This is a genomic window from Mycobacterium sp. Root265, from assembly GCF_001428895.1.
GTDB lineage: Bacteria > Actinomycetota > Actinomycetes > Mycobacteriales > Mycobacteriaceae > Mycobacterium.
In genome coordinates, this window is sequence record NZ_LMJA01000009.1 from 92,814 (window position 1) to 117,608 (window position 24,795).

26 protein-coding genes and 1 pseudogene are annotated in these 24,795 nt (G+C 67.2%); 16 read left to right on the forward strand and 11 right to left on the reverse strand.

Features of this window, described 5'->3' with window-relative positions; translation table 11 throughout:
• Positions 1 to 19: 19 nt before the first annotated feature.
• The 11 genes from rpsE (at position 20) to ASE48_RS10700 (ending at position 10,053) form a co-directional block, all read left to right on the forward strand.
• On the forward strand, positions 20 to 685 hold the full coding sequence (rpsE, locus tag ASE48_RS10650) for a 30S ribosomal protein S5 (protein WP_082614118.1): 666 nt from the start codon (positions 20 to 22) through the stop codon (positions 683 to 685).
• A gap of 2 nt (positions 686 to 687) precedes the next feature.
• Complete coding sequence (rpmD, locus tag ASE48_RS10655) at positions 688 to 867, forward strand: 50S ribosomal protein L30 (protein ID WP_057167049.1); 180 nt, start codon at positions 688 to 690, stop codon at positions 865 to 867.
• Between the two features lie 5 nt (positions 868 to 872).
• On the forward strand, positions 873 to 1,316 hold the full coding sequence (rplO, locus tag ASE48_RS10660) for a 50S ribosomal protein L15 (RefSeq protein ID WP_057167050.1): 444 nt from the start codon (positions 873 to 875) through the stop codon (positions 1,314 to 1,316).
• Positions 1,317 to 1,464: 148 nt separating this feature from the next.
• Positions 1,465 to 3,234: a signal peptide peptidase SppA gene (sppA, locus tag ASE48_RS10665; RefSeq protein WP_057167051.1), complete on the forward strand. Its 1,770-nt coding sequence runs from the start codon at positions 1,465 to 1,467 to the stop codon at positions 3,232 to 3,234.
• An 83-nt stretch (positions 3,235 to 3,317) separates the two neighbouring features.
• A complete protein-coding gene (locus ASE48_RS10670) occupies positions 3,318 to 3,956 on the forward strand; it encodes a helix-turn-helix transcriptional regulator (RefSeq protein ID WP_057167052.1) in 639 nt (212 codons plus the stop codon).
• Positions 3,957 to 4,017: 61 nt separating this feature from the next.
• Positions 4,018 to 5,034 (forward strand): acyl-CoA dehydrogenase, encoded by a 1,017-nt coding sequence (locus ASE48_RS10675; RefSeq protein WP_156409145.1) that lies wholly within the window; start codon positions 4,018 to 4,020, stop codon positions 5,032 to 5,034.
• The gene (locus ASE48_RS10680) at positions 5,027 to 6,388 is read left to right on the forward strand and encodes a PIG-L family deacetylase (protein ID WP_057167054.1); all 1,362 of its coding nucleotides are present in this window, start codon (positions 5,027 to 5,029) and stop codon (positions 6,386 to 6,388) included. Before ASE48_RS10675 ends, ASE48_RS10680 begins: the two co-directional genes overlap by 8 nt.
• The gene (locus ASE48_RS10685) at positions 6,385 to 7,089 is read left to right on the forward strand and encodes a glycosyltransferase (RefSeq protein ID WP_082614107.1); all 705 of its coding nucleotides are present in this window, start codon (positions 6,385 to 6,387) and stop codon (positions 7,087 to 7,089) included. The genes ASE48_RS10680 and ASE48_RS10685 overlap by 4 nt, the downstream gene beginning before the upstream one ends.
• Complete coding sequence (locus ASE48_RS10690; RefSeq protein ID WP_082614108.1) at positions 7,089 to 8,168, forward strand: glycosyltransferase; 1,080 nt, start codon at positions 7,089 to 7,091, stop codon at positions 8,166 to 8,168. Before ASE48_RS10685 ends, ASE48_RS10690 begins: the two co-directional genes overlap by 1 nt.
• A 33-nt stretch (positions 8,169 to 8,201) precedes the next feature.
• Positions 8,202 to 8,558, forward strand: coding sequence for an STAS domain-containing protein (locus ASE48_RS10695; RefSeq protein WP_057167145.1), 357 nt, complete (start codon positions 8,202 to 8,204; stop codon positions 8,556 to 8,558).
• Positions 8,559 to 8,655: 97 nt separating this feature from the next.
• Complete coding sequence (locus tag ASE48_RS10700) at positions 8,656 to 10,053, forward strand: MFS transporter (protein ID WP_082614109.1); 1,398 nt, start codon at positions 8,656 to 8,658, stop codon at positions 10,051 to 10,053.
• Here the strand turns inward: ASE48_RS10700 and ASE48_RS10705 are convergent, their stop codons facing one another.
• The 8 genes and pseudogenes from ASE48_RS10705 to ASE48_RS10745 all read right to left on the reverse strand — a co-directional run bounded on the left by ASE48_RS10705 (position 10,054) and on the right by ASE48_RS10745 (position 16,811).
• Positions 10,054 to 10,965, reverse strand: a complete 912-nt coding sequence (locus ASE48_RS10705) for a class I SAM-dependent methyltransferase (protein WP_057167147.1) — start codon at positions 10,963 to 10,965, stop codon at positions 10,054 to 10,056. It lies immediately after the preceding gene.
• 9 nt (positions 10,966 to 10,974) lie between these two features.
• Positions 10,975 to 11,871: an SAM-dependent methyltransferase gene (locus tag ASE48_RS10710; RefSeq protein ID WP_057167055.1), complete on the reverse strand. Its 897-nt coding sequence runs from the start codon at positions 11,869 to 11,871 to the stop codon at positions 10,975 to 10,977.
• Entirely contained in the window at positions 11,871 to 12,785 is a 915-nt protein-coding gene (locus ASE48_RS10715; protein WP_057167056.1) for a class I SAM-dependent methyltransferase, read from the reverse strand. The genes ASE48_RS10710 and ASE48_RS10715 overlap by 1 nt, the downstream gene beginning before the upstream one ends.
• A gap of 139 nt (positions 12,786 to 12,924) precedes the next feature.
• Positions 12,925 to 13,701 (reverse strand): annotated as a pseudogene (locus tag ASE48_RS10720) (hypothetical protein); the annotation flags it as partial.
• Between the two features lie 315 nt (positions 13,702 to 14,016).
• Positions 14,017 to 14,469, reverse strand: a complete 453-nt coding sequence (locus ASE48_RS10730; RefSeq protein WP_057167059.1) for a hypothetical protein — start codon at positions 14,467 to 14,469, stop codon at positions 14,017 to 14,019.
• 222 nt (positions 14,470 to 14,691) lie between these two features.
• Positions 14,692 to 15,198: a hypothetical protein gene (locus ASE48_RS10735; protein WP_235571007.1), complete on the reverse strand. Its 507-nt coding sequence runs from the start codon at positions 15,196 to 15,198 to the stop codon at positions 14,692 to 14,694.
• Positions 15,199 to 15,421: 223 nt separating this feature from the next.
• Positions 15,422 to 16,081, reverse strand: a complete 660-nt coding sequence (locus tag ASE48_RS10740) for an MspA family porin (RefSeq protein ID WP_057167060.1) — start codon at positions 16,079 to 16,081, stop codon at positions 15,422 to 15,424.
• A gap of 40 nt (positions 16,082 to 16,121) precedes the next feature.
• The gene (locus ASE48_RS10745; RefSeq protein ID WP_057167061.1) at positions 16,122 to 16,811 is read right to left on the reverse strand and encodes an MspA family porin; all 690 of its coding nucleotides are present in this window, start codon (positions 16,809 to 16,811) and stop codon (positions 16,122 to 16,124) included.
• Positions 16,812 to 17,329: 518 nt separating this feature from the next.
• Here ASE48_RS10745 and ASE48_RS10750 point away from each other — a divergent pair.
• From ASE48_RS10750 to map, 5 genes are all read left to right on the forward strand, one after another.
• Positions 17,330 to 17,863, forward strand: coding sequence for a hypothetical protein (locus tag ASE48_RS10750; RefSeq protein ID WP_235571017.1), 534 nt, complete (start codon positions 17,330 to 17,332; stop codon positions 17,861 to 17,863).
• Positions 17,856 to 18,551: a sensor domain-containing protein gene (locus ASE48_RS10755; RefSeq protein WP_057167063.1), complete on the forward strand. Its 696-nt coding sequence runs from the start codon at positions 17,856 to 17,858 to the stop codon at positions 18,549 to 18,551. Before ASE48_RS10750 ends, ASE48_RS10755 begins: the two co-directional genes overlap by 8 nt.
• A gap of 217 nt (positions 18,552 to 18,768) precedes the next feature.
• On the forward strand, positions 18,769 to 20,097 hold the full coding sequence (gene secY / locus ASE48_RS10760) for a preprotein translocase subunit SecY (RefSeq protein WP_057167064.1): 1,329 nt from the start codon (positions 18,769 to 18,771) through the stop codon (positions 20,095 to 20,097).
• A gap of 14 nt (positions 20,098 to 20,111) precedes the next feature.
• A complete protein-coding gene (locus ASE48_RS10765; RefSeq protein ID WP_057167149.1) occupies positions 20,112 to 20,657 on the forward strand; it encodes an adenylate kinase in 546 nt (181 codons plus the stop codon).
• 27 nt (positions 20,658 to 20,684) lie between these two features.
• Positions 20,685 to 21,479, forward strand: a complete 795-nt coding sequence (gene map, locus ASE48_RS10770) for a type I methionyl aminopeptidase (protein ID WP_057167065.1) — start codon at positions 20,685 to 20,687, stop codon at positions 21,477 to 21,479.
• 10 nt (positions 21,480 to 21,489) lie between these two features.
• On the opposite strand, the gene ASE48_RS10775 is transcribed toward map, so the two are convergent.
• From ASE48_RS10775 to ASE48_RS10785, 3 genes are read right to left on the reverse strand one after another with little or no spacing between them, the layout of a single operon-like run.
• Positions 21,490 to 22,155 carry a GntR family transcriptional regulator gene (locus ASE48_RS10775; protein ID WP_057167066.1) on the reverse strand — a complete coding sequence of 222 codons (666 nt, stop codon included), beginning with the start codon at positions 22,153 to 22,155 and terminating at the stop codon, positions 21,490 to 21,492.
• Between the two features lie 10 nt (positions 22,156 to 22,165).
• Positions 22,166 to 23,740 (reverse strand): GMC family oxidoreductase, encoded by a 1,575-nt coding sequence (locus tag ASE48_RS10780; RefSeq protein WP_057167067.1) that lies wholly within the window; start codon positions 23,738 to 23,740, stop codon positions 22,166 to 22,168.
• Positions 23,741 to 23,787: 47 nt separating this feature from the next.
• Entirely contained in the window at positions 23,788 to 24,603 is an 816-nt protein-coding gene (locus tag ASE48_RS10785; RefSeq protein ID WP_057167068.1) for an alpha/beta fold hydrolase, read from the reverse strand.
• Positions 24,604 to 24,795 lie beyond the last annotated feature (192 nt).

The window sequence follows — 24,795 nt, forward strand, 5'->3', positions numbered from 1 at the left end:
ACAACGAGAGGACTGCATGATGGCCGACCAGGCTGGCGCCGGTTCGGCGCAGGACAATCGCGGCGGCCGCGGAGATCGCGGCGGCCGAGGCCGTGACGATCGTGGCGGCCGTGGCCGTGGCGACGACCGCGGTGAGAAGAGCAACTACATCGAGCGCGTCGTCACCATCAACCGCGTCTCCAAGGTGGTCAAGGGTGGTCGGCGCTTCAGCTTCACCGCTCTGGTCATCGTCGGTGACGGCAACGGCATGGTCGGCGTCGGCTACGGCAAGGCCAAGGAAGTTCCGGCCGCCATCGCCAAGGGCGTCGAGGAAGCTCGCAAGAACTTCTTCCGCGTGCCGCTGATCGGCAGCACCATCGTGCACCCGGTGCAGGGTGAGGCCGCGGCCGGTGTCGTGATGCTGCGTCCGGCCAGCCCCGGTACCGGTGTCATCGCCGGCGGTGCTTGCCGCGCCGTGCTCGAATGCGCTGGGGTGCACGACGTCCTGGCCAAGTCGCTGGGTAGCGATAACGCGATCAACGTGGTGCACGCCACCGTCGCCGCACTCAAGATGATCCAGCGGCCCGAAGAGGTGGCGGCCCGTCGTGGGCTGTCCATCGAGGATGTGGCGCCGGCCGGCATGCTCAGGGCCCGGCGCGAAAGCGAGGCGCTGGCCGCCAGTGCCGCGCGTGAGGGGTCGGCATAGTCATGGCAGAGCTCAAGATCACCCAGGTGCGCGGCACGATCGGCGCACGCTGGAAGCAGCGCGAAAGCCTGCGCACGCTGGGGCTGCGGAAGATCCGCCAGTCCGTCGTCCGTGAGGACAACGCTCAGACCCGTGGTCTGATCAAGACCGTGCATCACCTCATCACGGTCGAGGAGGTCTAGGAATCATGAGTGTCATCAAGCTTCACGACCTGAAGCCGGCCCCCGGGTCGAAGACCAAGAAGACCCGCGTCGGTCGCGGCGAGGGCTCCAAGGGTAAGACCGCGGGTCGCGGCACCAAGGGCACCAAGGCCCGCAAGAACGTCCCCTCGACGTTCGAGGGTGGCCAGATGCCGATCCACATGCGGCTCCCGAAGCTCAAGGGCTTCAAGAACCGCTTCCGGGTGGCCTACGAGGTCGTCAACGTCGGCGATATCGCCAAGGCGTTCCCGGAGGGTGGCACCATCGGTGTCGACGAACTGGTGGGCAAGGGTCTGGTTCGCAAGAACACCCTGGTGAAGGTCCTCGGCGACGGCAAGCTGTCCGTCAAGGTCGACGTCACCGCCAACAAGTTCAGCGGCAGCGCGCGGGAGGCCATCACGGCCGCCGGCGGTTCGGCCACCGAACTGTAAAGCTCGTACACGCGAAGGCCCCTGCTCCGGCAGGGGCCTTTTGCGTTGCCGACGAGCGTGAATCCTCGTCGGAACATCGCGAGATCGAGCGCACAGGTTTCACGATCGGCGAAAAGGCCGGGCGCTGTGGCGCCGGTAGGCTCGGAAGATGTTCGGATTCTTCCCCAGCCTGCCCGGTCCCGACGACCTGAAGTCCCTGGTGCGCAAGGTCGACACCGCCCGCCACAACGGTGTGCCCGACGGCTGCGTGCTCGAACTCGACCTGCAGTCCGCGCCACCGGAATCGCTCGGGTTCGATCCGTTCACCCTCATCTCCCTCGGCGGCAAGCCGCTGACGCTGCGGCAGGCTGTCGATGCCCTGCACCGTGCGGCCGAGGACGACCGGGTCGCCGGGTTGATCGCCCGGATCCAGCTGTCGGCGGCAGCCCCGGGTCCGGTGCAGGAACTGCGGGACGCGATCGCGGCCTTCGGCACCTCCAAGCCCACCCTGGCCTGGGCGGAAACCTATCCCGGCACCCTGTCGTACTATCTGGCCTCGGCTTTCCGTGAGGTCTGGATGCAGCCGTCGGGCACGGTCGGGTTGATCGGATTCGCCACCAGCGCACTGTTCCTGCGCGGCGCCCTGGACAAGGCCGGCATCGAGGCGCAGTTCGTGGCGCGTGGTGAATACAAGTCGGCGGCAAACCTTTTCACCCAGGACAGATACACCGATGCGCACCGCGAAGCGGACACCGCGCTGATCGGCAGCCTGCACGCACAGGTGCTGGCTGCGGTGGCCGAATCCCGCGGCCTCGATGCCGCCGAGGTGGATGTGCTGGCCGACAAGGCGCCGTTGCTGCGTGATGCCGCGGTGTCCGGGAAGCTCATCGACCGCATCGGCTTCCGCGATGAGGCCTACGCCCGGATCGCCGAACTCACCGGCGCCGCAGCGGTTGCCGACGGCGAGGACGCCCCGCCGCGGCTGTTCCTGTCGCGCTACGCGAAGGCGAACCCGTTCACACCGGCCCCGCCCATCCCGGGGCGCAAGACCAAGCCCCGGATCGCGGTGGTCACCCTGGACGGGCCGATCGTCAGCGGCCGTGGCGGCCCGCAGATGCTGCCGTTCGGGAATTCGAATGCCGGCGGTGACACCATCGCGGCCGCCCTGCGGGAAGCCGTCGCCGACGACGACGTGTCGGCCATCGTCGTGCGGGTCAACAGCCCGGGCGGGTCGGTCACCGCATCGGAAACCATTTGGCGCGAGGTGGTTCGGGCCACCGAGGCCGGTAAACCCGTCGTCGCCTCGATGGGCGCGGTGGCTGCGTCCGGCGGCTACTACGTATCGATGGCCGCCGACGAGATCATCGCCAACGCGGGCACCATCACCGGATCGATCGGCGTGGTCACCGGCAAGCTGGTCTCCCGCCAGCTCAAGGACAAGCTCGGTGTCGGTTCGGATTCGGTGCGCACCAACGCGAATGCCGACGCCTGGTCGAGCAACGAGCGCTTCACCGAGGAACAACAGGCGCACGTGGAGGCCGAGGCCGACCTGTTCTACGCCGATTTCGTCGAACGGGTCGCCCAGGGGCGCAACCTCACGGTGGCCGCGGTCGAAGAGGTCGCGCGAGGGCGGGTGTGGACGGGTGCGGATGCCAAGGACCGCGGCCTGGTCGACCAACTCGGTGGGTTGCGCACCGCGATCGGCCGGGCGAAGGTGCGGGCCGGGTTCGAGCCGGACACCGAAGTGCGGATCGTCAACTACCCCGGTTCGTCGATGCTGGACGTGTTGCGGCCGAAGGCCTCCTCCCAGCCGGCGGCGGCATCCCTGCCGCAGGCCGTCGGTGCGCTGCTGAGCAGCTCGGTCGCGGGCGTGTTCGACCAGGTGGAGCGCTCGATCAGCGGTGCTCACGCACTATGGCTGGGAGACTTCAGGTTCTGACGTCATCGGGTCGCCACCGCCGGTGACGGTTACGTCTATCGTTGTCGGGTCGGTGCAGGTGAGTCGAACGGAGGGCAGGCGCGATGAGCGGTTCGCCCGTACGCCTGGCCATCGTGAACGACTACGAGCTCATCGTCGCGGGACTGGCCGCTCTGTTGCAGCCCTACCGGGACCGGTTGCGCATCGTCGAACTCGATGCCAGGACCGAGGTGCAGAGCCCGGTCGATATCGCCATCTGGGACACCTTCGCGGCCGCCCAGGGGGACCGCACCGACGTCAGTGACCTGGTCGGCCAGCCGCACATCGGCCGAGTTGCGGTGTATTCGTGGAATATTGACCAGCTGCTGATCGACCGCTCACTGGCCGGTGGAGTCAGCGGGTATCTGGCGAAGTCGCTGCCGGTCGACACACTGGTGGACTGCATTGAGCGGATTCATGCCGGTGAGACCGTGATCGAACGCGGCGATGGCAGCATGTCCATGCCGATGCAGTGGCCCGGCCAGGACGCGGGCCTGTCGGCCCGTGAGGCCGAGGTGCTCGCGTTGATCACCCAGGGCCGGACGAACAACGAGATTGCCGAACGCTGCTACCTGTCCATCAACACCGTGAAGTCGGTGGTGCGTTCCACCTATCGCAAGCTCGGGGTGACCAGGCGCGCCCAGGCGGTGGCCTGGGGGATGGATCACGACTTTCGGCCCGATGTGGCCCGATTGCATCCCTGAAACAGCAATCTCACCCTTAGGGGTGTAGTCCAGCGGGCAAGATGGGCATTGACTGGTCATGATGCGGACATTGATCGATCAGGAACTGCGGTCGCGGCTGTCGGACGACAGGCGCGTCGATGTCTGCGCGGCACTCGGTGTCGCCAAGCAGTTGTCCGATCGGCAGTGCCGCCCCGGTGGCGGGCGCACCCATGACTACCTGGCCACGCTGGCCACGCTCGGCGTGGTCGACGCGTCGCTGGCCCGCGTCGTCGAACCGCATCTCGATGCGCACGCGATCCTGCAGCAGGCCGGCGTGGGCCCGGACATCCCGGCGCTCGGCGCCGACTCGGGTTCCACCTGGGGCGTATACGCGGCGCACGCGTCGGGACTGAGATTGGAGGCCATCGAGGGGCCTGACGGCTGGACTTTGTCCGGCACCAAGCCCTGGTGTTCGCTGGCCGGTCAGCTGTCCCACGCGGTGATCACCGCCGAGGTCGCCGGGCGGGGACAGCAGGCGTTCGCGGTCCGACTGGACCCGCGGCACGTCCGCGTCGCACCGGCGCACTGGGTATCGCGCGGGCTGGCCGCCATCCCCAGCGGCCCCATCGAGGTTCAGGCGCTGCCCGCCGTGCCGCTGGGAGATCCGGGCTGGTACGTACGCCGGCCGGGTTTCGGTTGGGGCGGGGTTGGTGTGGCCGCCGTCTGGTACGGCATCGCCCTGGCCTTCCGGGAACGGATGCTGCGTCATCTGGCCGACCGCGCTCCGGATCCGATAGCGCTCGCCCAGTTCGGCAGCGTCGACGAGGGACTGTTCACCGCCGCAACCTGTCTGGAGTACGCGGCAGTCGCGATCGACGCCGGCACCGAGGACACCGAGCTGCTCGCACAACGGGTACGGGCCGCAGTGGCCCGGGTGAGCGAAATGGCCTTGCACACAGCGGGGTACGTGCTCGGCCCGGCACCGTTGGTCGGCGAGGAGGAGTACGCGCGTCGGGTGGCCGATCTGGGCGTGTACCTACGCCAGCATCACGGACAACGCGATCTGGCCTACCTCGGCGAGCTCGCGGTGGCAGCGCAGGAGCGCCGTCATGGATGAAGCCCGCCCTTTCACCCACCGGGACAGCGGCACCGACGAAGCGACCTGGTTGCTCGACTCCGGATGGGACGGCGTGCCCAGGCTCGATCTGTCCGCGATCATCGCGCGGTGCCCGCGCGTGGTGCTCGTGGCGCCGCACCCCGACGACGAAACGCTCTCGCTCGGGGCGACACTGGCAGACCTGGCTGCCCAAGACGCGGACGTCACCATCGTCTTCGCCACGCACGGCGGCGACGGTCCCGGATCGACGCCGCGTCGCATCGAAGGGGACCGCGCGATCGCGGCACTGGGCACCCGGATCTCGGCGCTCTGGTGGGATCTACCCGACGGCGGCCTCGATTCCGAACACGGCGAAGTGACCCGGCGACTGGCAGAACTGGTCGACGAGCGCACCGTGGTGTTCGCTCCGGTGGAATGCGACGGCCATTCCGATCACGACGCCGTCGCTCGGGCCGCCGAGGTGGCGGTCCGGCGACGATCAGCGGTGCTGATCAACTACCCGATCTGGTTGTGGCACTGGGCGACTCCGGGTGACATGGACTGGTCGCGAGTCCGGACGCTGGCGCCCTCGCTGCACGGCCTGGGCGCGAAGACGTCGGCGATCGACTGCTACACCAGCCAACTGCACTCCGATGACGGCCAGCCGATCGTCGGATCCTCCGTGCTGAGCCGGGCCCGCCGGGTTTTCGAAACCGTCTTGATGCCCGCCGCAGCCGACCTCGCCGAGCGGGTCTGCGCAGCCGTCGACCTGGGGCGGCCGCGGGATGCCATCGCCGAACCGTTCGACGCGATGATGGCGTCGGGTGAGGAGGATCCCTGGCATCTCGATGACTTCGCCTATGAGCGCCGCCGTCTCGAGCTGGTACTGGCCTGCCTGGGACGCGAGCGCTACCAGCGGATCCTGGAAGTCGGCTGCGCCACCGGCCAGCTCGCCGAGCAGCTGACGGGCCGGGCCGACACCGTGGTCGCCATCGATGCGAGCGAACGCGCCCTGGCGGTCGCCAGGAACAGAACCGACGAGGTCCGGTGGATCTGCGGGGCCGCTCCGGCTGATCTTCCTGACGAAACCTTCGATGCCATCATTCTTTCCGAGATCGGCTACTTCCTGGACGGCCCCGACCTGATCGCGACCCTGCGCGCCGTGCGAAGGCATCTCACCACCCGTGGAGAGATCGTATTGGCGCACTGGCGCGGATCCACCACCGGCATTCCGCTCGATGGTGCCGCCGTGCATGCGCAGGCCGCGGCGCTGCTGGATCTTCCGCTCCGCGCCCGGTACGAGGACGTCGACCTGATCGTCGAGGTTTGGGGCGAGCCCGTCTCGGTCTACCGTGAATACCGCGGTGCATCATGACCGGTATCCGTCACGTCGAAGTAGTGGTGCCGGCCCGCAATGAGCAGGCGCACATCGAGGCCTGTCTGCGCAGCATAAGGGACAGCATCGACATCCTGAACGCCGAAAAGGTCGGTGTGTCAGGAGGAATCACGGTCGTGCTGAACAATTGCACCGATGACACCCTCGACATCGTGCGGGAGTTCGGGGTCCGGGTACTCACCAGCGACGCCGACAGCGTCGGCGCCGTGCGCCAGCTCGGCACCGCGGATGCGATCAACCGGGCCCAGCAGGCCGGCGTCGAGCCGGCCGAACTGTGGATAGCGTGCACGGACGCCGACACCGTGGTGCCGGGCGACTGGCTGTCCAGGCAGATCGCGTTCGCGGATTCGGACCTCGATGCGGTGATCGGGACCGTGACGCCGGCCGATGTCAGCCAGGAGATCTACGAAAGCTGGCTACAGCACCACGATCTCACCGAGGGACACGACCATGTGCACGGCGCCAATCTCGGTTTCCGCGCCGATATCTATCTGCGCGCCGGTGGCTTCCTGGACGCCGAGAGCCGGGAGGATGTCGGCCTCGTCGAGCGCATCCGCGCCCTCACACCACGGTGGGTCGCCACCCACCAGACCAGCGTGCTCACCTCCGGGCGCACCGAGTCCCGGGTCGAAGGCGGATTCGGTACGTATATCGCCGCACTGGAATCCGAGGCGACCTGATGCGCATCGCCGTGATCGGGCCGGCACGTCACCCGGTGGCCGAGCCGTACGCGGGGGGACAGGAACGCTTCACCGCCATCCTGATTCGCGGACTGCGCGACCGTGGGCACGACATCGAGTTGTGGGCCCGTGCCGGCACCACTCCGGCGCTCGCCGACGACCTGCACGTCATGCCGGATACCCCGGACCTGTCCACCATTGCCTCGGACGACCCGAACATGCCCGAACCGGACTTCCTCGACGACCAGGTCGCCTACCTGGCGGCGATACGGGATCTGTTGAACCGCAATGATATCGATGCGGTGCTGAACCAGAGCCTGCATCAGCTGCCGCTGGCGCTGAGCTCGGCTCTGCGGGTACCGATGATCACCACCCTGCACACGCCGCCGTTCCCGTGGATGGAGATCGGTGCGTGGTTGGCGGGTCCGGCCTCACACCTGGTCGCGGTGAGCGCGGCGCTTCGTGATCAGTGGGAAACGCTGCGCGGCGTCCGGGTGATCCACAACGGGGTCGACCCCGCGCGGTTCCCGGTGGGGCCGGGTGGCGAAGACCTGGCCTGGGCCGGGCGTCTCACCCCGGAGAAGGGCGCAGATATCGCCATTGCGGCGGCCGCCCGCTCCGGGCGGCGACTGCGTCTGGCCGGACCCGTGAGCGACATCGGATGGTTCGACGGCGTCATCCGGCCGATGCTCGGATCTCGGGTCGAATACGTCGGCGCGCTGGGTGATGACGAACTCGCCGAGTTCTACGGGCACAGCGCGGCAACGTTGGTGACACCGCGCTGGGAGGAGCCGTTCTGTCTGGTGGCTGCGGAATCCCAGATGTGCGGGACGCCCGTGGTGGGCCTGCGCCGAGGCGGGCTGGCCGAGGTGGTGATGTTGCCCGGCGGTGTGCTGGTGGCAGCCGGTGACGGCGAATCGGACCGCCTGGCCGCAGCCCTGGACTCGGTGCTGCGGACAGACCGCGATCGCATCGGCATCTCGGCGCGGGTGCGGCTGAGCAGCGACCGCACGGTGGACGGCTACGAGCAGCTGCTGACGCTGGCCAGACGCACGAACGGACTGGAGGTTTCGCGATGAGTGATCGAGAAGGACACGAAGGAGCAGGTGCTCATGACTAGCCAGCCGTCGGGCTGCACCATCGAAGAACGCCGCATCGGCGGTGTCATCGTGGTGGCGGTCAGCGGAACCGTCGACGCCATCACCGCACCACAAATGGATGCGGCCATTGCCGCTGCCGCGGCCGCCGCGCCCACCGCCATCGTGGTGGACCTGGCTGCGGTGGACTTCCTGGCATCGTCGGGAATGGGCGTGCTGGTGGCCGCGCACGCCGACCTCCCCGCTGAGGTGCGCCTCGTGGTCGTCGCCGACGGGCCGGCGACCAGTCGACCGCTCAAGCTGATCGGCATCGCCGATATCATGGGAGTATTCGCCGAACTCGATGAGGCGTTGTTGGCAGTCAGCGACTGACGGCGGCATTCCACTCGGCGCGGATGTTTAGCCCGCCGCGGCGCCGGGCACGTATTGGCGGACGCGGTGTGCGCTGTGTCGGTGCGCGCATCCGCGCATGTGGCGCTCACCCAGGGAGGGGTGGGCACCGGTGGGCACCGCATCTGAGGCCGGTGAGGCACCCTCGCCGGAAGTGGTCAAACGGGCCGTGGCGGCATCGGCTATCGGCAATGCCACCGAATGGTTCGACTACGGCATCTATGCCTACGGCGTCACCTACATCTCCGCGGCGATCTTCCCTGGCGACACGCAGCGCGCGACTCTGCTCGCACTCATGACCTTTGCGGTGTCCTTCCTGGTGCGCCCGCTCGGCGGCCTGGTATGGGGGCCGCTCGGCGACCGGATCGGGCGCAAACAGGTGCTGGCCCTGACGATCCTGCTGATGGCGGGTGCCACACTGTGCGTCGGCCTGATCCCGTCCTACGCCGCGATCGGCATCTGGGCACCCATTCTGATGGTGGCGTTGCGCATGGTCCAGGGATTCTCCACCGGGGGTGAATACGGTGGTGCGGCAACGTTCATGGCGGAGTATGCGCCATCGCGCAGGCGCGGGTTCCTGGGTAGCTACCTGGAATTCGGTACGCTGGCCGGATTCTCGCTGGGAGCCTGCCTGATGCTCGGCTGCTCGCTGGTGCTCACCGAGGAGCAGATGGGTGAATGGGGCTGGCGGCTACCGTTTTTGGTTGCCGCACCGCTCGGGCTGATCGGCGTGTACCTGCGTTCCCGGTTGGAGGAAACGCCGGTGTTCCGGGAGCTGGCCGAGTCCCACGGCACTGCGGATGACACCTCGACACAGTTCACCCAACTGCTGATCGGCTACTGGCGTCCGATCCTGCGACTCGGCGGGCTGGTGGTGGCGCTCAACGTGGTCAACTACACGCTGCTGACCTATATGCCGACATATCTGGAGCAGTCCATCGGTCTGTCGCCGAACCTGTCGCTGGTGGTGCCGATCATCGGAATGCTCGCGATGATGATCTTCGTTCCGTTCGCCGGGATGCTCTCGGACCGCCTGGGCCGCAAGCCGATGTGGTGGTTCTCGCTGATCGGTCTTTTCGTTGCGGGCGTGCCGATGTTCCTGCTGATGGGCACCGGCGTCGGCGGCGCCATACTCGGGTTCGCGGTGCTCGGTCTGCTCTATGTGCCCCAGCTGGCCACGATCTCGGCGACCTTCCCCGCCATGTTCCCGACCCAGGTGCGTTTTGCCGGGTTCGCCATCGCCTACAACGTCTCGACGTCGATCTTCGGCGGCACGGCTCCGGCGGTGAACGACTGGCTGGTCAATCTGACCGGAAGTAACCTGGTGCCTGCGTATTACATGATGGCGGCGTGTGTGATCGGCGCGATCGCGCTCGCCGGGATTCCGGAGACCGCCCGGTGCCCGATCGACGGCACCGAGACGCCTGGGACTGCCGCGGCCCCACCACAGCTGGACTACGCGGACCGCAACAGCTGATTACGGCAATGTGCCGCTGAGGTAGACGATCTCACCGAGCACGTCGCGTTCACCGAATTCCGGTGCGGGTAGACCGTATCGGGCGAACAGTTCGGTGCGGGGGACGCCGGTCATCTGCCAGCCTTTGCCGGCCAGATAGTCTGCCGCGGAACGTCGTTCGCCATGGTAGATCAGTGAGGGCATGTCCATGTCGAGCCCCAGCTTGGTGAAGGCATCGGTGGAAGTCCGTGCCTGCTCCGGGTTGAAATCCCGCATACCGGGCACGAATTCGGTGGCCACTGTGCTGCCGGGCGCGCTGAGTTCGTGGATGTTGTCGAACAGCCGGTCCTGCGCGTCGGGCGGCAGATAGATCAGCAGCCCTTCCGCGCACCACGCCGTCGGTCGATCGGGGTCCAGGCCCGCCGCGCGCATCGCGGTCGGCCAGTCCTCGCGCAGGTCGATCGGCACGGTGCGCCGTTGCGCGGTGGGGGAGGCGCCCAGATCAGCCAGCGTGCGGGTCTTGAACTCGATTACCTCGGGCTGGTCGACCTCGTAGACCACGGTGCCGTCCGCCCATGGCAGCCGGTATGCGCGCGAATCCAGGCCGGCGGCCAGGATGACTGCCTGCCGGACACCGGACTCGCCGGCGCTGACGAAGTAATCGTCGAAGAACTTGGTCCGGACCGCCATCTCGTCGATATTGGATTTGACCTGCGCCGCAGCGTCGGGGGCGACGTCGGCGATGTTCAGCGTGCCGTCGACCATCATGGTGAAGGCCTCGATGCCCACCGCGCGCACCAGGGGAGCGGCCCACGGATCATCGATCAGGGCGTGCTCCTCGGTGCTGGCGATGGCGCGCCCCACCGCGACCATCGTCGCCGTCGCACCGACGCTGGAAGCCAGGTCCCAGCTGTCCCCTTCAGAGCGTGCCATCGCCATACCTCACTTGCTCGCGATCAGATAGCCGGAGTCTCCCACCATCGCCGACAGTTCGTCATTGGGACGCTCGAAACCGTTGGCGGCGTATGCCTTCGAATTCGGCAGCACGGTGACCTGCCAGCCCGCTGCGCTCAGATGATCGCCCGCCGAGGTGCGTGGACCGCTGTAGAACAGCTCGTTGAGGTCGATGTCGCTGCCGTACCGCCGACCGCGCGCGCTGAGCTCCTTGGCCCAGTCCCCGGTGAGCGCCTTCGCGTCCATGTGCTCGGTGGCCAGCGCGCTGCCTGCAGCGCTGAGCGCGGTGATGTCGTCCAACAGCCGGTCCTGGGCATCCGGGGGCAGGTAGATCAGCAGCCCCTCGGCGATCCAGGCGGTCGGCGCCGACGGATCGAAACCGGCGTCCCTCAGCGCGGCCGGCCAGTCCTCGCGCAGGTCGATGCCCACGGTGCGGCGGTCCGCGCCGGGCGCGGCACCCGCGTCGGCCAGCACCCGGGTCTTGAACTCGATGACGGCCGGCTGGTCGATCTCGAACACGACCGTTCCGTCCGGCCAATCCAGGCGGTAGGCGCGGGTGTCCAGCCCCGAGGCGAGGATGACGGCCTGACGGATACCGGTCGCCGACGACGTCGCGAAGAAATCGTCGAAGAACCGGGTGCGCACCGCGATGTGCTGGCGCATCTGGTCCCGTCCGAAGAGGGGGTCGTGGCTGTCGTCGAACTCGCCGTTGGCCATCCGCACGAAATGGGGGAGCCCGACGGCCTCGACAAGCGTGGCGGCGTAGGGGTCGTCGATCAGGGCGTCGGGTCCGCGGCTGGCCAGTGCCCGTGAGGCGGCCACCGATGTGGCGGTGGCGCCCACGCTGGAGGCCAGGTCCCAGCTGTCGCCCTCCGACCGTGCCATCACTTCACCGCGGTGAGGTAGGACGCCTGCCCGAACTGCTGATCCTCCTCGATGAGGGGCAGCCCGTACTGCGCCAGTAGACCGTTGGTCGGGATCGCCGAGGTCTGCCAGCCCAGTTCGGTGAGGTGGGTCGTCGCGTCCTTGCGGTCACCGAGATAGACCAGCTCGCTGAAGTCCAGATCGAATCCGTGCGAGGACCACTTCTCGGTCACCGTCTGCATCCGTTCCCGGACGGCCTCCGGGTCGATGTCCATGGTGCCGGGAACCGCCTCGGCGGCGACCCGGCTACCGGGCGCACTGTTCTGGGTGATCAGGTCGAGCAGCTTGTCCTGCGCCTCGGGCGGCAGGTAACCGAAAAGGCCCTCGGCAATCCAGGCGGTCGGTGCCGCCGGGTCGAAGCCTGCCGACCGCAGCGCCGACACCCAGTCGTCGCGCAGGTCCGCCGCGACGGCGCGGCGATCCGCGGTGGGCTGCGCGCCCAGGTCGGCGAGCGTCTGGGATTTGAACGCGATCACCTCGGGCTGGTCGATCTCGAACACCACGGTGCCGGCCGGCCACTCCAGCCGGTATGCACGGGAGTCCAGGCCGGCGGCCAGGATGACGGCCTGGCGCACCCCGGCAGCGCCGGCGTCGGTGAAGAAGTCGTCGAAGAACCGGGTGCGGGCGGCCATCCCGTTTGCGAAGCGGGAGATGTTCATCTGGGGGTCGTCGCCCAGGTCTGCTTCGGTGAGGTCGCCGTCGACCAGCTTGGTGAAGAAGTCCACGCCGACCGCGCGCACCAGGGGAGCGGCGAACTGGTCGTTGATCACGGGTTCGGGGGCGGCCGTGGCCATCGCGCGGGCCGCCGCCACCATCGTCGCGGTGGCGCCCACGCTGGACGCCAGGTCCCAGCTGTCTCCGTCGGTGCGTGCCATGACGGTCTCCTCTACAGAATTTAATTAGCTGATGTAATGAACGCGACCGACTGTACGCTTCGAAGCTGAATGCCCTGGTAGATGGACGGCGACGGGCCCCGACACATCTGCCGGGGCCCGCCTCTGTCCGTGTGGTCTGTTACGCAGCGGCGCCGGCGCCGCCCGTCGCTGAGTCCGCCGAACCGTTTTCGGCCTTGCGGTGCCGGCCCGGTGCTGATGCCGTCGATGACCCCTCGGTGGATGACGTGGCCGTCGAATCGGCGGCGTCGTCCTGGCGGGCGTGCTTGCCGTAAGAGCCGCCCTGCAAGGAGTGCCTTCCGTGCGTGGCGCCCTCATCCGCGGTGTCCGCCTCATCGGTGTCGCCCGCTTCAGCGGTCTTCTCGGTGTCCGTCGCCGCGGGCTTGTCGGCGGCCGGATCGCTGCTCTGCTCCGGGGTGGCCTCGGCGGGGCTGTCGACGGCGGTGTTCTGCGCGGGCACGGTGGGATCCACCTCGTCGACGGTCTCGGTGGAGTCCGTCACGGTGTCGTCCTCCGACGCAGCGGTGTCCGCGTCGACAGGGGTCTCGGGGCCGCTCTCGACCTCGCTGCCGGCGAGGGCTTCTGCGCCGTCGGCGGCGTCCTTGACCTCGATGACGGTCGACTCATCGGCGGTCTTCGGCGTGCTGCCCTCAATCGCCGTGGCCGACGGCAGGGCCAGCGTGTGCACGCGCTCACTGGTCACGAACGTGGACGTCACCGAGGCGGGTGCCAGGCCGCCGAACAGGTGCTGCAGCGCCTGGACGTTGTAATTGATCAGCGTCTGGGGCAGCTGGAGAACCTTCTGGAAGGCGGCCACCTCATCGGTCCAGGCCTTCTGCAGGTTGGCCGGGACGAGGTCCCAGTTGCCCTTGTAGATGTTGCCGAGGGCCTGGTTGAGNCTTCTGGAAGGCGGCCACCTCATCGGTCCAGGCCTTCTGCAGGTTGGCCGGGACGAGGTCCCAGTTGCCCTTGTAGATGTTGCCGAGGGCCTGGTTGAGGCCGGTGACGAAGTTCGTCAGGCCGCCGAGTGTGGTCAGGGTGGTGTTCAGGTTGTTGAACGGAATACCGAGCACCACGAGCAGTGCGTTGGTGACGTCCGATTGGGCCGTCGGGAGGGCGGCGGCGGTCGACGCGACGGACTTGGCGGTGAGGGTCGAACCGCCTGCACCCAGGCTGTTGACGAAGTTCTGGATCGTCTTGGTGTTGTAGGTGATCAGCGTCTGGGGCAGCTGGAGAACCTTCTGGAAGGCGGCCACCTCATCGGTCCAGGCCTTCTGCAGGTTGGCCGGGACGAGGTCCCAGTTGCCCCCTTCTGGAAGGCGGCCACCTCATCGGTCCAGGCCTTCTGCAGGTTGGCCGGGACGAGGTCCCAGTTGCCCTTGTAGATGTTGCCGAGGGCCTGGTTGAGCCCGGTGACGAAGTTCGTCAGGCCGCCGAGTGTGGTGAGGGTGGTGTTCAGGTTGTTGAACGGAATGCCGGCCACCAGAAGAAGATTCTGCAGCGCCACAGATGCGGCGGTCAGTTCGTAGGGCTGATCCAGCACCGACACAGTGCGGTGCTGAACCACGGGCAGTTCGGCGGCCGCAGCGTGCGGCGGTACGGCGACCATGGTTGCGGTGATGCACAGCGAGCACACACCGGCCGTCAGCGAAGCGGGCTTGTTCACGGCAGAAACTCCCGGGGTTTTGGGTGAGTTTGACAGGCAGAAAATACCGCAAAATCTTGTAATTAGGTACAGCACAACATATTTCAGGTCCATCAATTCGAAATCAGAAGCTCCGCAACCAAGTATGGACAGCACTTGGCAGAGAATGTCAGATTGACTGCGTTTCGGGCAGTCAATTCAACTGGGATGCAGCTATTTCGGGTCCATGCCTGAAGGTAGTTATCAGGCGGGTGGTGGTGGAAGGTCCGGCGGGAGATCCGCCGGGACCTCCGGTGGGGGAGGCAGGAATTGACCCAGCCCCGGCGGGATGTTGGTTCCGGGCGGAGGCGCGGTGCCCGGTAACGGCTCACCGAGTTGCTGTTGCGGCAACTGCCCGAGCAGTCCGCCTCTGAGCATGCCGGCGCGGTACATGTCGATGTAGCGCCCCATCCACTCCCGGCGGTTGACATCCGCGTTCTCTTGGCCGGGGGCGACATCGAACTGCTGGCATTCGCCGGGGGCCGACGGTACCAAGCACTGCTGGGGGCCGTAGGCGTTGTTGAACACGTTGAGGTTCGGGGGTGTCCCCGGCGCGGCTCCCGGCGCCGAGGGGATCGGGAGCTGGCCCAGCACCGTGGTTCTGTCCAAGCCGAGAACCGGTGGGGCGCCCAGCGGACCACCGGGCTGAGTTCCGCTCTGCGCCAGAACGTTCAACCCTTCCGGCCCGAGCGGTGCACCGACGATGGGCACATTGGGTCCTGCGGGAAGCGGTGGTGCCGGTGCGACCGGGGCCGGCAACGGCTCCGGTGGCGGCTCCGCAGCGGCGGCCGTTGCACAGGCGACCGCCGCTGCGAAGATTGCGATACCAGCAGCGACTCCTCGTGCAACGGAGGGCAAAAGCGCAGCGGATGAGCAGATGACACTGCGATTCATGTTGCAAGCCGCGTGATCTGGTGTCGATGCCATGTCTGCGTCAGACAGACTTGGTCACGCCGTAGTAGGCCACGACGTCATCGGTGTCCTCGGTCGAACTCGTCAACGTGGCGTAGGACCGCAGGAACGACTGACCGACACAGCCATCGACCTTGATGTGCGTGTCCTTGATGGTGACGCGCACCGGCGCCTTCTTGAATTCCTTCTTGTTGACGGTGACGGTCGAGACGGTGCCGGGCTTGGCGTGAATCTCGATGGTGCCCGAGAGCGGGAACGTGACACCGGTCGGGATGAGCCCGCCGGTCAATGACGAACCGGAGGTGCCGATACCCGCCGACCCGATGAGGCGCACCTGGCCGAGTTCGATTCCGCAGCCCACCTGGTAGCCCGCCTCCAGGGTGCCGCCCTTGAGTGTTGTCGATCCTTCACCGGACACCGCGCCGGCGAACGTGCCGCCCACCAGGTACTCGCGGGACGACACCGCCGTGGTCAGCGGTGCGACCGGCAGCTGGGTTTCATTCGAGGCCGCAACGGTCAGTGTCCAGCCGTCCGGGGTCGTCACGATCCCGGGCGGAGACGATGCGACCACGCCGGTGTCCGGCGGCGGTACATCGCTGACCGGCGGCTCCGCCATGGCGATCTGTGCGGTGGCGAGTGGGAGCATCATGCACGCGGTCAGCGTGGCAATTCGCATGATCATGTTGATTCCGTTCAAGTGTGGGGGTAGGGGCAGACGAGTCTCAGACGGCTTTGGTGACACCGAGATAGGTGATGATGTCGTCGGTGTTCTCGGTCGAGCTGGTCAGCGTCGCGTAGGAACGGATGAACGACTGGCCGGCGCACTGGTCGGTCTTGACGCGGACACCCGTGATGGTGATGCGGGTCTCGGTGCCCTTGAACTTCTTCTTGTCCAACGCCACGGTGGTCACCGTGCCGGGCTTGAGATAAACCTTGCCCTGCAGGGAGACGCCGAACGCGCCGGTCGCATTGCCCGTGAACGGAATGCCGATACCCGGGGTGAAGCTGGCACCCGGGTTGATCTCGACCTCGTCGGAGATGATGCCGCAGCCGATCTGCTCGCCTGCTTCGAACGATCCACCGGCCAGCTCGGTGGTACCCGATCCCGTGATCTTGCCGGTGAACGTGCCGGCGATCAGGTACTCCCGCGACGAGATGGCGGTGGTCAGCGGTGCGACCGGCAGCTGGGTTTCGTTGCTGCCCGATACCTCGAGGCGCCAGCCATCGGGGGTGTCCAGGATTCCGGGCGGCCCGGAGGGGACCGCGCCTTCGGGCGGGAGCGGATTGCTCAGGTTCACCGGAGCCGCCACGTCGGGCGCCGGCGGCGGTGGCGCTGGCTCTGCCGCTGCGAGAGGTGCGGACGCTACCGGCACCAGTACACAGGCAGCCAGAGCGGCAAAGTGTTTGAGCATGAGGTGAGTTCGCCCTCTCGTGGTCGGAATGAGATCCAACGGATATGTCGAGTCGGAGCTTCTACGGACCGGGTTTCCGAACGGCAAACTGCCGGACAACGGTCCCCGCCTGATTTGCGTCGGGTGGACGTCTCGGAGCTGTGAGTTCGCTGTCGATGACCTTGGGCGCCAACCGATTCCATGTCCTGACATGGACCGGTTCAGCGAAGGGGGCGGGCCGGTGACCCTGGGAGCTTCCTGTGGGCGACACGCCGACGACGCACTGTGGGACACGCTGTGTAGCAATACATTCCAAAAACAGGAGGTGTATATGCCCGGCCTGATCTGGCAAGTTGCTGTGAATAACCTTGTAATTCAACGTATTTCACTTGGAAAAGAACGCAAGTGGACGGCAACTGGAAGCCGCCAGTCTGCCGACTGTTCACGATCTGGACTCCTGGTCGATGGACCGTGAGCTCGATTCGCCCGCCCAGCCGGCGCGTCGGGTCGAAACACAGCTCGTATTTGGAGGAAACGCCGTGAAGTCATCAATGTTGTGTCCGAAGGCGACCACCGCCTTACTGATCGCCCTCGGCATCGGATTGTCGAGTGCCGCGACAGCGGTCGCCGACGACGTCATCCCCGACCCGGCATCGCCCGATTCCGTCGTGCAGGTGGCGGGCGCGCCGACAGCGGACAACGCAGATCCGGTAGCGGTGCAGGCCTGCGCGCAGTTCGCCCAGGTACTGGATGGTTCGGCCACCTACTACGGGGACTTCGCCGATTCCTACGAGGGGTCCGGCTACGCGGATCCGGCGGTCGCGACCAGCAATGTCACCGGGCGCACCGCGCTGCGGGAGGCCGCCGGACTGTCGATGGGCGCGGCCAACACCCCGGGATTGGCGCCCGATATCGCGGCACCGATGAGGACCTGGTCGCTCGGCGCGACGAAGCTGCTGTTGAAGATGGGCCTGCGCATCGACGGCGAGAGTCTCAACAGCACCGCGGCGGAGATGAACAGTCAGGCGACCCGCGCGCAGGAGGCCTGCGCCGCGGCCGGGACGCATGCCTGATCGCGCGCGATCCATCGCGGTCGGAGCACTGCTGCTCGCCGTCGGGCTCGCCGGCTGCTCCGACGGTGATGCGTCCGCGGCGTCGGCAGCGCCGAAGCCGGTCCCCGACTCGGCGCTGCCCGGGTTGCTGCTCAGCGCTCAGGAGATGGACGCCGTGCTCGGCACCACCGGCGTCGTCGCCCATCCGCAGACCGACACCATGGGCGATCACCGCAACCTGCTCTCGAATCTGAACTGTCTGGGGGTGTGGCAGGTCGACGAAGCTCCCATCTACGACCCCAGCCACTACAAGACGGTGCGTCAGCAGTTGCTCCGGTCGCCCGACAGTGATCAGTGGGACAGCCTCGCCGTGCAGTCGGTGGTGTCCTACCGCACGGCCGACGCGGCGCAAGGCTTCTTCGCCGAGTCGGCGCAGCGATGGTCGAAATGCACGGATCACACCGTGAACATCCGCATCAATGACCAGGTGATGCCGAAGTGGGTGAGCGGTGACCTCGACCGGTCCGACACCCTGTTGGCCATGCCGTATACCCGGGGGGTCGGCGCCGAGGCCAAGTCGTGTCAGCGCGCCCTCGCGGTCGCCGCGAACGTCATCCTCGACATCCAGGCCTGTCGGCCACCGCAGCAACAACCGATCACGGCTGCGGTAGACATAGTGGAGAGCATCGAGGCGAAGCTGCCCAGATGACCGGATGCCGGGCGCAACCGGCCCCTTCGTGGGGCGGTGCCGGCATTCCAGCCAGTGCCGGGCAATCGGTGTCGGGCTGTTACTCTCGTAGACTGTTTGACGCGTGACTTTGCAGGCTGCAAACCTGCAGGTAGATCGCGCGAGACTTTAACCAGACGCTGGACTGTCCAGCCCCATTGCACGCCGCGCGATTGAAGTCGGCTGCGCAGGAGGAAGAGTGCTTTCGGCTTTCATCTCGTCGCTGCGGACTGCCGACCTCAGGCGCAAGATCCTGTTCACCCTCGGGTTGGTCATTCTGTACCGCGTCGGCGCGACCATCCCGTCGCCGGGCGTCAACTACCCGAACGTGCAGCAGTGCATCGAGCAGGTCAGCGGCGGTGACTCGGCGCAGATCTACTCGCTGATCAACCTGTTCTCGGGTGGCGCGCTGCTGCAGCTGTCGGTGTTCGCGGTCGGCGTCATGCCCTACATCACCGCCAGCATCATCGTGCAGCTGCTCACCGTGGTCATCCCGCGGTTCGAGCAGCTGAAGAAGGAGGGTCAGGCCGGTCAGGCCAAGATGACCCAGTACACCCGGTATCTGTCGATCGCACTGGCGATCCTGCAGGCCACCAGCATCGTGGCGCTGGCCGCCAACGGTGGCCTGATGCAGGGTTGCAGCCTGGACATCATCGACGACTCGTCGATCTTCGGTCTGATCGTCATCGTGTTGGTCATGACCGCGGGCGCAGCCCTGGTGATGTGGATGGGCGAGCTGGTAACCGAGCGCGGTGTCGGCAACGGCATGTCGCTGCTGATCTTCGCCGGTATCGCGGCCCGCATCCCGTCCGAGGGCAAGGCCATCCTGGATGCCCGCGGCGGCATGGTGTTCACCTTCGTCTGCATCGGCGCTCTCGCCGTCCTGGTCGGCGTGGTGTTCGTCGAGCAGGGGCAGCGTCGCATCCCGGTGCAGTACGCCAAGCGCATGGTCGGGCGCCGTATGTACGGCGGCACCTCCACCTACCTGCCGCTCAAGGTCAACCAGGCCGGCGTCATCCCGGTGATCTTCGCGTCCTCGCTGATCTACATCCCGCAGCTGGTCACCCAGCTCATCGACAGCGGTCGCGACAATCCGGGCACCGGGTGGTGGAGTTCGTTCGTCGCCAACCACTTGTCGAACCCGACGGACCCGGTCCATATCGCCTTCTACTTCGGCCTGATCATCTTCTTCACGTACTTCTACGTGTCCATCACGTTCAACCCGGAGGAACGGGCCGACGAGATGAAGAAGTTCGGCGGGTTCATCCCGGGCATCCGCCCGGGCAAGCCCACCGCTGACTATCTGCGCTTCGTGCTGAGCCGTATCACCCTGCCGGGCTCGATCTACCTCGGCGTGATCGCGGTGCTCCCGAACGTCGTGCTGCAGGCCGGCAGCGGCGGCGCCACCCTGCAGAACCTGCCGTTCGGCGGTGTTGCGGTGCTGATCATGATCGGCGTGGGGTTGGATACCGTGAAGCAGATCGAGAGCCAGCTCATGCAGCGCAACTACGAAGGTTTCTTGAAGTGAGAGAGGTTCCCAAGTTGAGAATTGTTTTGCTCGGACCTCCCGGTGCCGGAAAAGGAACCCAGGCGGAGAAGCTCGCCGCCCAGCTCGGCATCCCGCAGATCTCCACGGGTGACTTGTTCCGGCACAACATCGGCGCGGGCACCCCGCTCGGTGTGGAAGCCAAGAAGTACCTGGACGCCGGTGACCTGGTGCCCGCCACACTCACCAACGCACTCGTCGATGACCGCATCGACCACGACGACGCCGCCGCCGGGTTCATCCTTGACGGGTACCCGCGCTCGGTCGAGCAGGCCGAGGCGCTCAAGGACATGCTGGCCAAGCGCGGCCTGAAGCTGGACGCAGTGCTGGAGTTCCGGGTGTCCGAGGACGAGTTGCTCGAGCGTCTCAAGGGTCGCGGCCGCGCCGACGACACCGAAGAGGTCATCCGCAACCGGATGGCGGTCTACAACGCCGAGACCGCGCCGCTGCTGGACTACTACGCGGACGAACTCAAGACCGTCGAAGCCGTCGGCACCCTGGACGAGGTGTTCGCCCGGGCGTTGCAGGCACTCGGCCAGTAGCCAGGAGCATCCCTTGATCGGCCAATCATGATCAACGTGCCCGGCCTGCGGCGCAAGGTGGTTCCTCAGCGCAGCCCCGGTGAACTCGACGCGATGGCCGCGGCGGGTGCGCTGGTGGCCGCGGCACTCAAGGCCGTCCGGCAGGCCGCCGCGCCCGGCATCTCCACCGGTGAACTCGACCGGATCGCCGAATCGGTGATCCGCGACGGCGGTGGCGTCCCGTCCTTCCTCGGTTACCACGGGTTCCCGGCGACCGTCTGCGCGTCGGTCAACGACCGCGTCGTGCACGGCATCCCGTCGGACTCCGAGATGCTCGTCGCCGGCGACCTGGTGTCCATCGACTGCGGGGCGATCCTCGACGACTGGCACGGCGATTCCGCGGTCACCTTCGGCGTCGGCACGCTCATCGCGGCCGACGAACTGCTGTCCGAGGCCACCCGGGCGTCCATGGAGGCGGGTATCGCCGCGATGGTGCCCGGTAACCGGCTGACCGACGTGTCCCACGCGATCGAGGTCGGCACCCATGCCGCCGAGGCCCGCGATGACCGGAAGTACGGCATCGTCGCCGGCTACGGCGGTCACGGCATCGGCCGCGAGATGCACATGGACCCGTTCCTGCCCAACGAGGGAGCGCCCGGAAAGGGCCCTTACCTGGAGGTCGGCTCGGTGCTGGCGATCGAGCCCATGCTGACGCTGGGCACCGCGAACACCAAGGTGCTCGACGACGATTGGACCGTCGTCACCACCGACGGTTCACGCGCCGCGCATTGGGAGCACACGGTGGCTGTCACCGCGGACGGCCCGCGCATCCTGACGCTGTAGCGCGGCAGGCTCAGTGCACGTCCTGGTCACTGGCCAGTAGCGTGAGCGTCTCCCAGTTCTGTTGCGTGGCCGCTGCCGCCGCGTCGGCGTCTCCCCGGCGGCACAGTTCGATGATGCGGTCGTGTTGAGCGATCGACTGACGCCCGGACAGCGATGAGAAGCGCTGGAATTCGAGGCGTCTGAGCACCGGGGTCACCGATTCCAGAGCCACCGGAATCACCTGGTTCTGACTCGCCTCGACGGCGACCTGATGGAAGCGATCGTCGGCCCGCATGGCCGCCGCGGGGTCCCCCGCGGTGAGCGCCTCCGCGAACTCCTTGTTGGCGTCCACCATGGCGGCGAACTCACCCTCGTGCATCAGCGGAACCGCGATCCGGACGGCAAGAGCATGCATGGCGGCGGCGACGGCCTGCGCGTCGAGGACGGACTTGCGTTCGATGGTCGACACCACCGTCGACCGTCCGGGCAGTGTGTGCACCAGCCCGGCCGTCTCCAGACGGGCCATCGCCTCCCGGATCGGTGTGCGACTGATCCCGAGCCACTTCTCCAGCTCCGGGTCGCGCAGTTTCTCCCCGGGAGCCAACGTGCCGTTGACGATGGCATCCCGCAGTGACAGGTAGGCCTGCTCGCGGAGCAGCGACCTCTTGTGTTTGCCCTGTTCACCCGGTACCGGCATGGAGAGGATCTTAGTTTGCGTGCTGATGGACACCGACTTCTGCAGGGTCTTTGGGATCCCGGCGTGGCCGGATCAGGTCGGCGGCCTTCTCGCCGATCATGATGGTGGCCACGTTGGTGTTGACCGACACGATCCTGGGCATGATCGAGGCATCGGCCACCCGCAGCCCGGTCAGGCCGTGCACGCGCAGCTTCGGGTCGACGACTGCGCCCGGTCCAATGCCCATCGCGCAGCTGCCGACCGGGTGGTAGTAGGTACTGGTCGCGTGGGCGATGAACGCGCGCAGTGCCGGTTCGCCGGTGGCGTCGGGGCCGGGGAGCACTTCGCGGCCGCGCCACGGTGCGAATGCCCGGGTCGCCGCGACCTCGCGCGCCACCGTCAACCCGTGGATCATCCGCCTCATGTCGGACTCCGCACCGAGATAGTTCGGATCGATCAACGGCGCCGCGGCCGGATCCGGTCCCGTCAGCCGGATGGAGCCGCGGGCGTCGGGGACCGTCGCGAACGCGATCGTGAAGCTGTTGGCCGGCGCCACGAGATGCGGCGGGTGAAAGGGCACGTGGATGAACATCAACTGCATATCGGGCCCGGAGAGTGCGTCGCTGCTGCGCCACTGCATCGATGTCTCAGCCAGGTTGGTGCGCCCGGCAGGAATCGGCTGCAGCGCTTCGTAGACGACACCGCACAGGGGATGGTCGTGCAGGTTGCGGCCCACACCGGGCAGGTCGTGGCGCACCGGAACCCCGGCGGCCTCGAGTTCTCCGGCTGGGCCCACACCGGAGAGCAGCAGCAGGCGAGGGGTGTCCACCGTGCCCGCACTGAGCACCACCTCGGCGCGGGCACGGGCGGTCAGCAACCGGCCCGCTCGCTCGAATTCCACACCGATGCAGTGCTTTCCGTCAAAGATCAGCCGGTGTGCGCGGGATTCGGTGGCGACGTCGAGGTTGGCGCGCTCGCGTGCCGGGTGCAGGTAGGCGGCCGCGGTGCTCTGCCGGATGCCACCGGAGATCGACAGATCGTGCCAGCCGGCGCCTTCGGGGTGGGCGCCGTTCAGATCGTCGGTCAGCGGGAAGCCGGCCTCCGATGCGCCGTCGAGGAAGACCTGCGACAGGACATTGGCCGCATCGGCCGCCGCCGGCGCGGGCAGCAGCGGCCCATCGGTGCCACGCACGCGCGGGTCCCGCCCAGAGGTTGTCTCCATTCGCCGGAAGTACGGCAGGACGGACTCGTAATCCCATCCCGTACAACCATTGTCGGCCCATCCGTTGAAATCGTTCGGGTGCCCGCGCAGGTGCACCATGGCATTGATGCTGCTGCTGCCGCCGAGAGTGCGCCCGCGTGGCCAGTTGTGGGATAGCCCATCGGTGCCCGGCTGCGGGACCGTGCGGTACCGGTGGTCGACATCGCTGCCCCACAGGGTCGGCCACGCCGGAGGCAGGGCAATCGCGGGATGGGAGTCGGCCGGCCCCGACTCCAGCAGCAGCACGTCGATATCGGGGTCCTCGGCAAGTCGCGCGGCCACGACGCAGCCTGCCGAACCCGCTCCGACGACGATGTAGTCATAGTCCTTTTTTGATCCCGGCATGGTTCTGTCTCCTCGGTCATGGGAGCTGGGCCCCGACATGTTGGGCATCAGCTGTTGGTGGCGTCGGCGGCCTGGTCGATCAGGTCGGCGACGGCCTCGGGCCGAGAGACGGTGACGGCATGGGAGGCGTCGATCTCGACGGTGTGCGACCTGGCACGGTCACCCATGAAGCGCATCGATTCGGCGGGGATGGCCAGGTCCTTGGTGGTGACCATGTTCCAGGACGGGATGGTCTTCCATGCCGCCTTGGTTGCCGGATCCGCAAGCGCCGCAGCGGCGATGGGCCGCTGGGTGGCCGCCATCAGGGTGGCGACATCGGCGGGGACGTCGGCGGCGAACACCGTGGCGAACTGGTCCTGCTTGATGTAGAGCTCGTCGGCGGTGCCACCTTCGGGCAGCGGATAGGGCACGGCGTTCAGGGCGGGTCCGAGTTCGGCGCCGGGGAACTGTGCGGCCAGTTGCCCGGTGCTCTCGCCCACCTCGAGGATGAAGCTCGCCACGTACACCAGGGCCTTGACGTGGGGGCTGCGGTCTGCGGCCTCGCTGATCACCGATCCGCCGTAAGAATGTCCGGCGAGGACCACCGGCCCGGCCACACTGTCCACCACGCTGCGCACATAGGCGGCGTCGGAGGCCAGGCCGCGCAACGGATTGGCCGCCGCGACGACCGGGTAGCCGTCGGCCTCAAGTCGTTCGATGACGCCGTTCCAGCTGGACGAGTCCGCAAAAGCCCCGTGCACGAGCACCACGGTGGGGCGGTTCGTCGGGTCGGGCGGTTCGGCTGCTGCGCCGGTGCAACCGGCGCTCAGCGATGCCGCGGACAGCGCGGCGGCCAGGGTGATCAGAGCGGTGCGGATGGTCATCGGGTGTCTCCAGGGTCGGTGGTAAATGCAATATATTGCATATCGGTGGTTTGCGTCCAGCCCGAATGGGGAGGAACGGGTGGCGTCGAGCCTCGGGCCTCCCGCACGGGGAGGGTCAAGCAGTGCCGACGGCGGGCCACCGCCCTGGTGTTCGGCGTTAGTTTGAACTGGACCGCCACCCACGTCGTGTCA

Excerpts from the sequence above, each read along its gene's own strand:
- rpsE (WP_082614118.1), top strand. The coding sequence starts at position 20 with ATGGCCGACCAGGCTGGCGCCGGTTCGGCGCAGGACAATCGCGGCGGC.
- rpmD (WP_057167049.1), top strand. The coding sequence starts at position 688 with ATGGCAGAGCTCAAGATCACCCAGGTGCGCGGCACGATCGGCGCACGC.
- rplO (WP_057167050.1), top strand. The coding sequence starts at position 873 with ATGAGTGTCATCAAGCTTCACGACCTGAAGCCGGCCCCCGGGTCGAAG.
- sppA (WP_057167051.1), top strand. The coding sequence starts at position 1,465 with ATGTTCGGATTCTTCCCCAGCCTGCCCGGTCCCGACGACCTGAAGTCC.
- ASE48_RS10670 (WP_057167052.1), top strand. The coding sequence starts at position 3,318 with ATGAGCGGTTCGCCCGTACGCCTGGCCATCGTGAACGACTACGAGCTC.
- ASE48_RS10675 (WP_156409145.1), top strand. The coding sequence starts at position 4,018 with ATGCGGACATTGATCGATCAGGAACTGCGGTCGCGGCTGTCGGACGAC.
- ASE48_RS10680 (WP_057167054.1), top strand. The coding sequence starts at position 5,027 with ATGGATGAAGCCCGCCCTTTCACCCACCGGGACAGCGGCACCGACGAA.
- ASE48_RS10685 (WP_082614107.1), top strand. The coding sequence starts at position 6,385 with ATGACCGGTATCCGTCACGTCGAAGTAGTGGTGCCGGCCCGCAATGAG.
- ASE48_RS10690 (WP_082614108.1), top strand. The coding sequence starts at position 7,089 with ATGCGCATCGCCGTGATCGGGCCGGCACGTCACCCGGTGGCCGAGCCG.
- ASE48_RS10695 (WP_057167145.1), top strand. The coding sequence starts at position 8,202 with ATGACTAGCCAGCCGTCGGGCTGCACCATCGAAGAACGCCGCATCGGC.
- ASE48_RS10700 (WP_082614109.1), top strand. The coding sequence starts at position 8,656 with ATGTGGCGCTCACCCAGGGAGGGGTGGGCACCGGTGGGCACCGCATCT.
- ASE48_RS10705 (WP_057167147.1), bottom strand. The coding sequence starts at position 10,965 with ATGGCACGCTCTGAAGGGGACAGCTGGGACCTGGCTTCCAGCGTCGGT.
- ASE48_RS10710 (WP_057167055.1), bottom strand. The coding sequence starts at position 11,871 with ATGGCACGGTCGGAGGGCGACAGCTGGGACCTGGCCTCCAGCGTGGGC.
- ASE48_RS10715 (WP_057167056.1), bottom strand. The coding sequence starts at position 12,785 with ATGGCACGCACCGACGGAGACAGCTGGGACCTGGCGTCCAGCGTGGGC.
- ASE48_RS10740 (WP_057167060.1), bottom strand. The coding sequence starts at position 16,081 with ATGATCATGCGAATTGCCACGCTGACCGCGTGCATGATGCTCCCACTC.
- ASE48_RS10745 (WP_057167061.1), bottom strand. The coding sequence starts at position 16,811 with ATGCTCAAACACTTTGCCGCTCTGGCTGCCTGTGTACTGGTGCCGGTA.
- ASE48_RS10755 (WP_057167063.1), top strand. The coding sequence starts at position 17,856 with ATGCCTGATCGCGCGCGATCCATCGCGGTCGGAGCACTGCTGCTCGCC.
- map (WP_057167065.1), top strand. The coding sequence starts at position 20,685 with ATGATCAACGTGCCCGGCCTGCGGCGCAAGGTGGTTCCTCAGCGCAGC.
- ASE48_RS10775 (WP_057167066.1), bottom strand. The coding sequence starts at position 22,155 with ATGCCGGTACCGGGTGAACAGGGCAAACACAAGAGGTCGCTGCTCCGC.
- ASE48_RS10780 (WP_057167067.1), bottom strand. The coding sequence starts at position 23,740 with ATGCCGGGATCAAAAAAGGACTATGACTACATCGTCGTCGGAGCGGGT.
- ASE48_RS10785 (WP_057167068.1), bottom strand. The coding sequence starts at position 24,603 with ATGACCATCCGCACCGCTCTGATCACCCTGGCCGCCGCGCTGTCCGCG.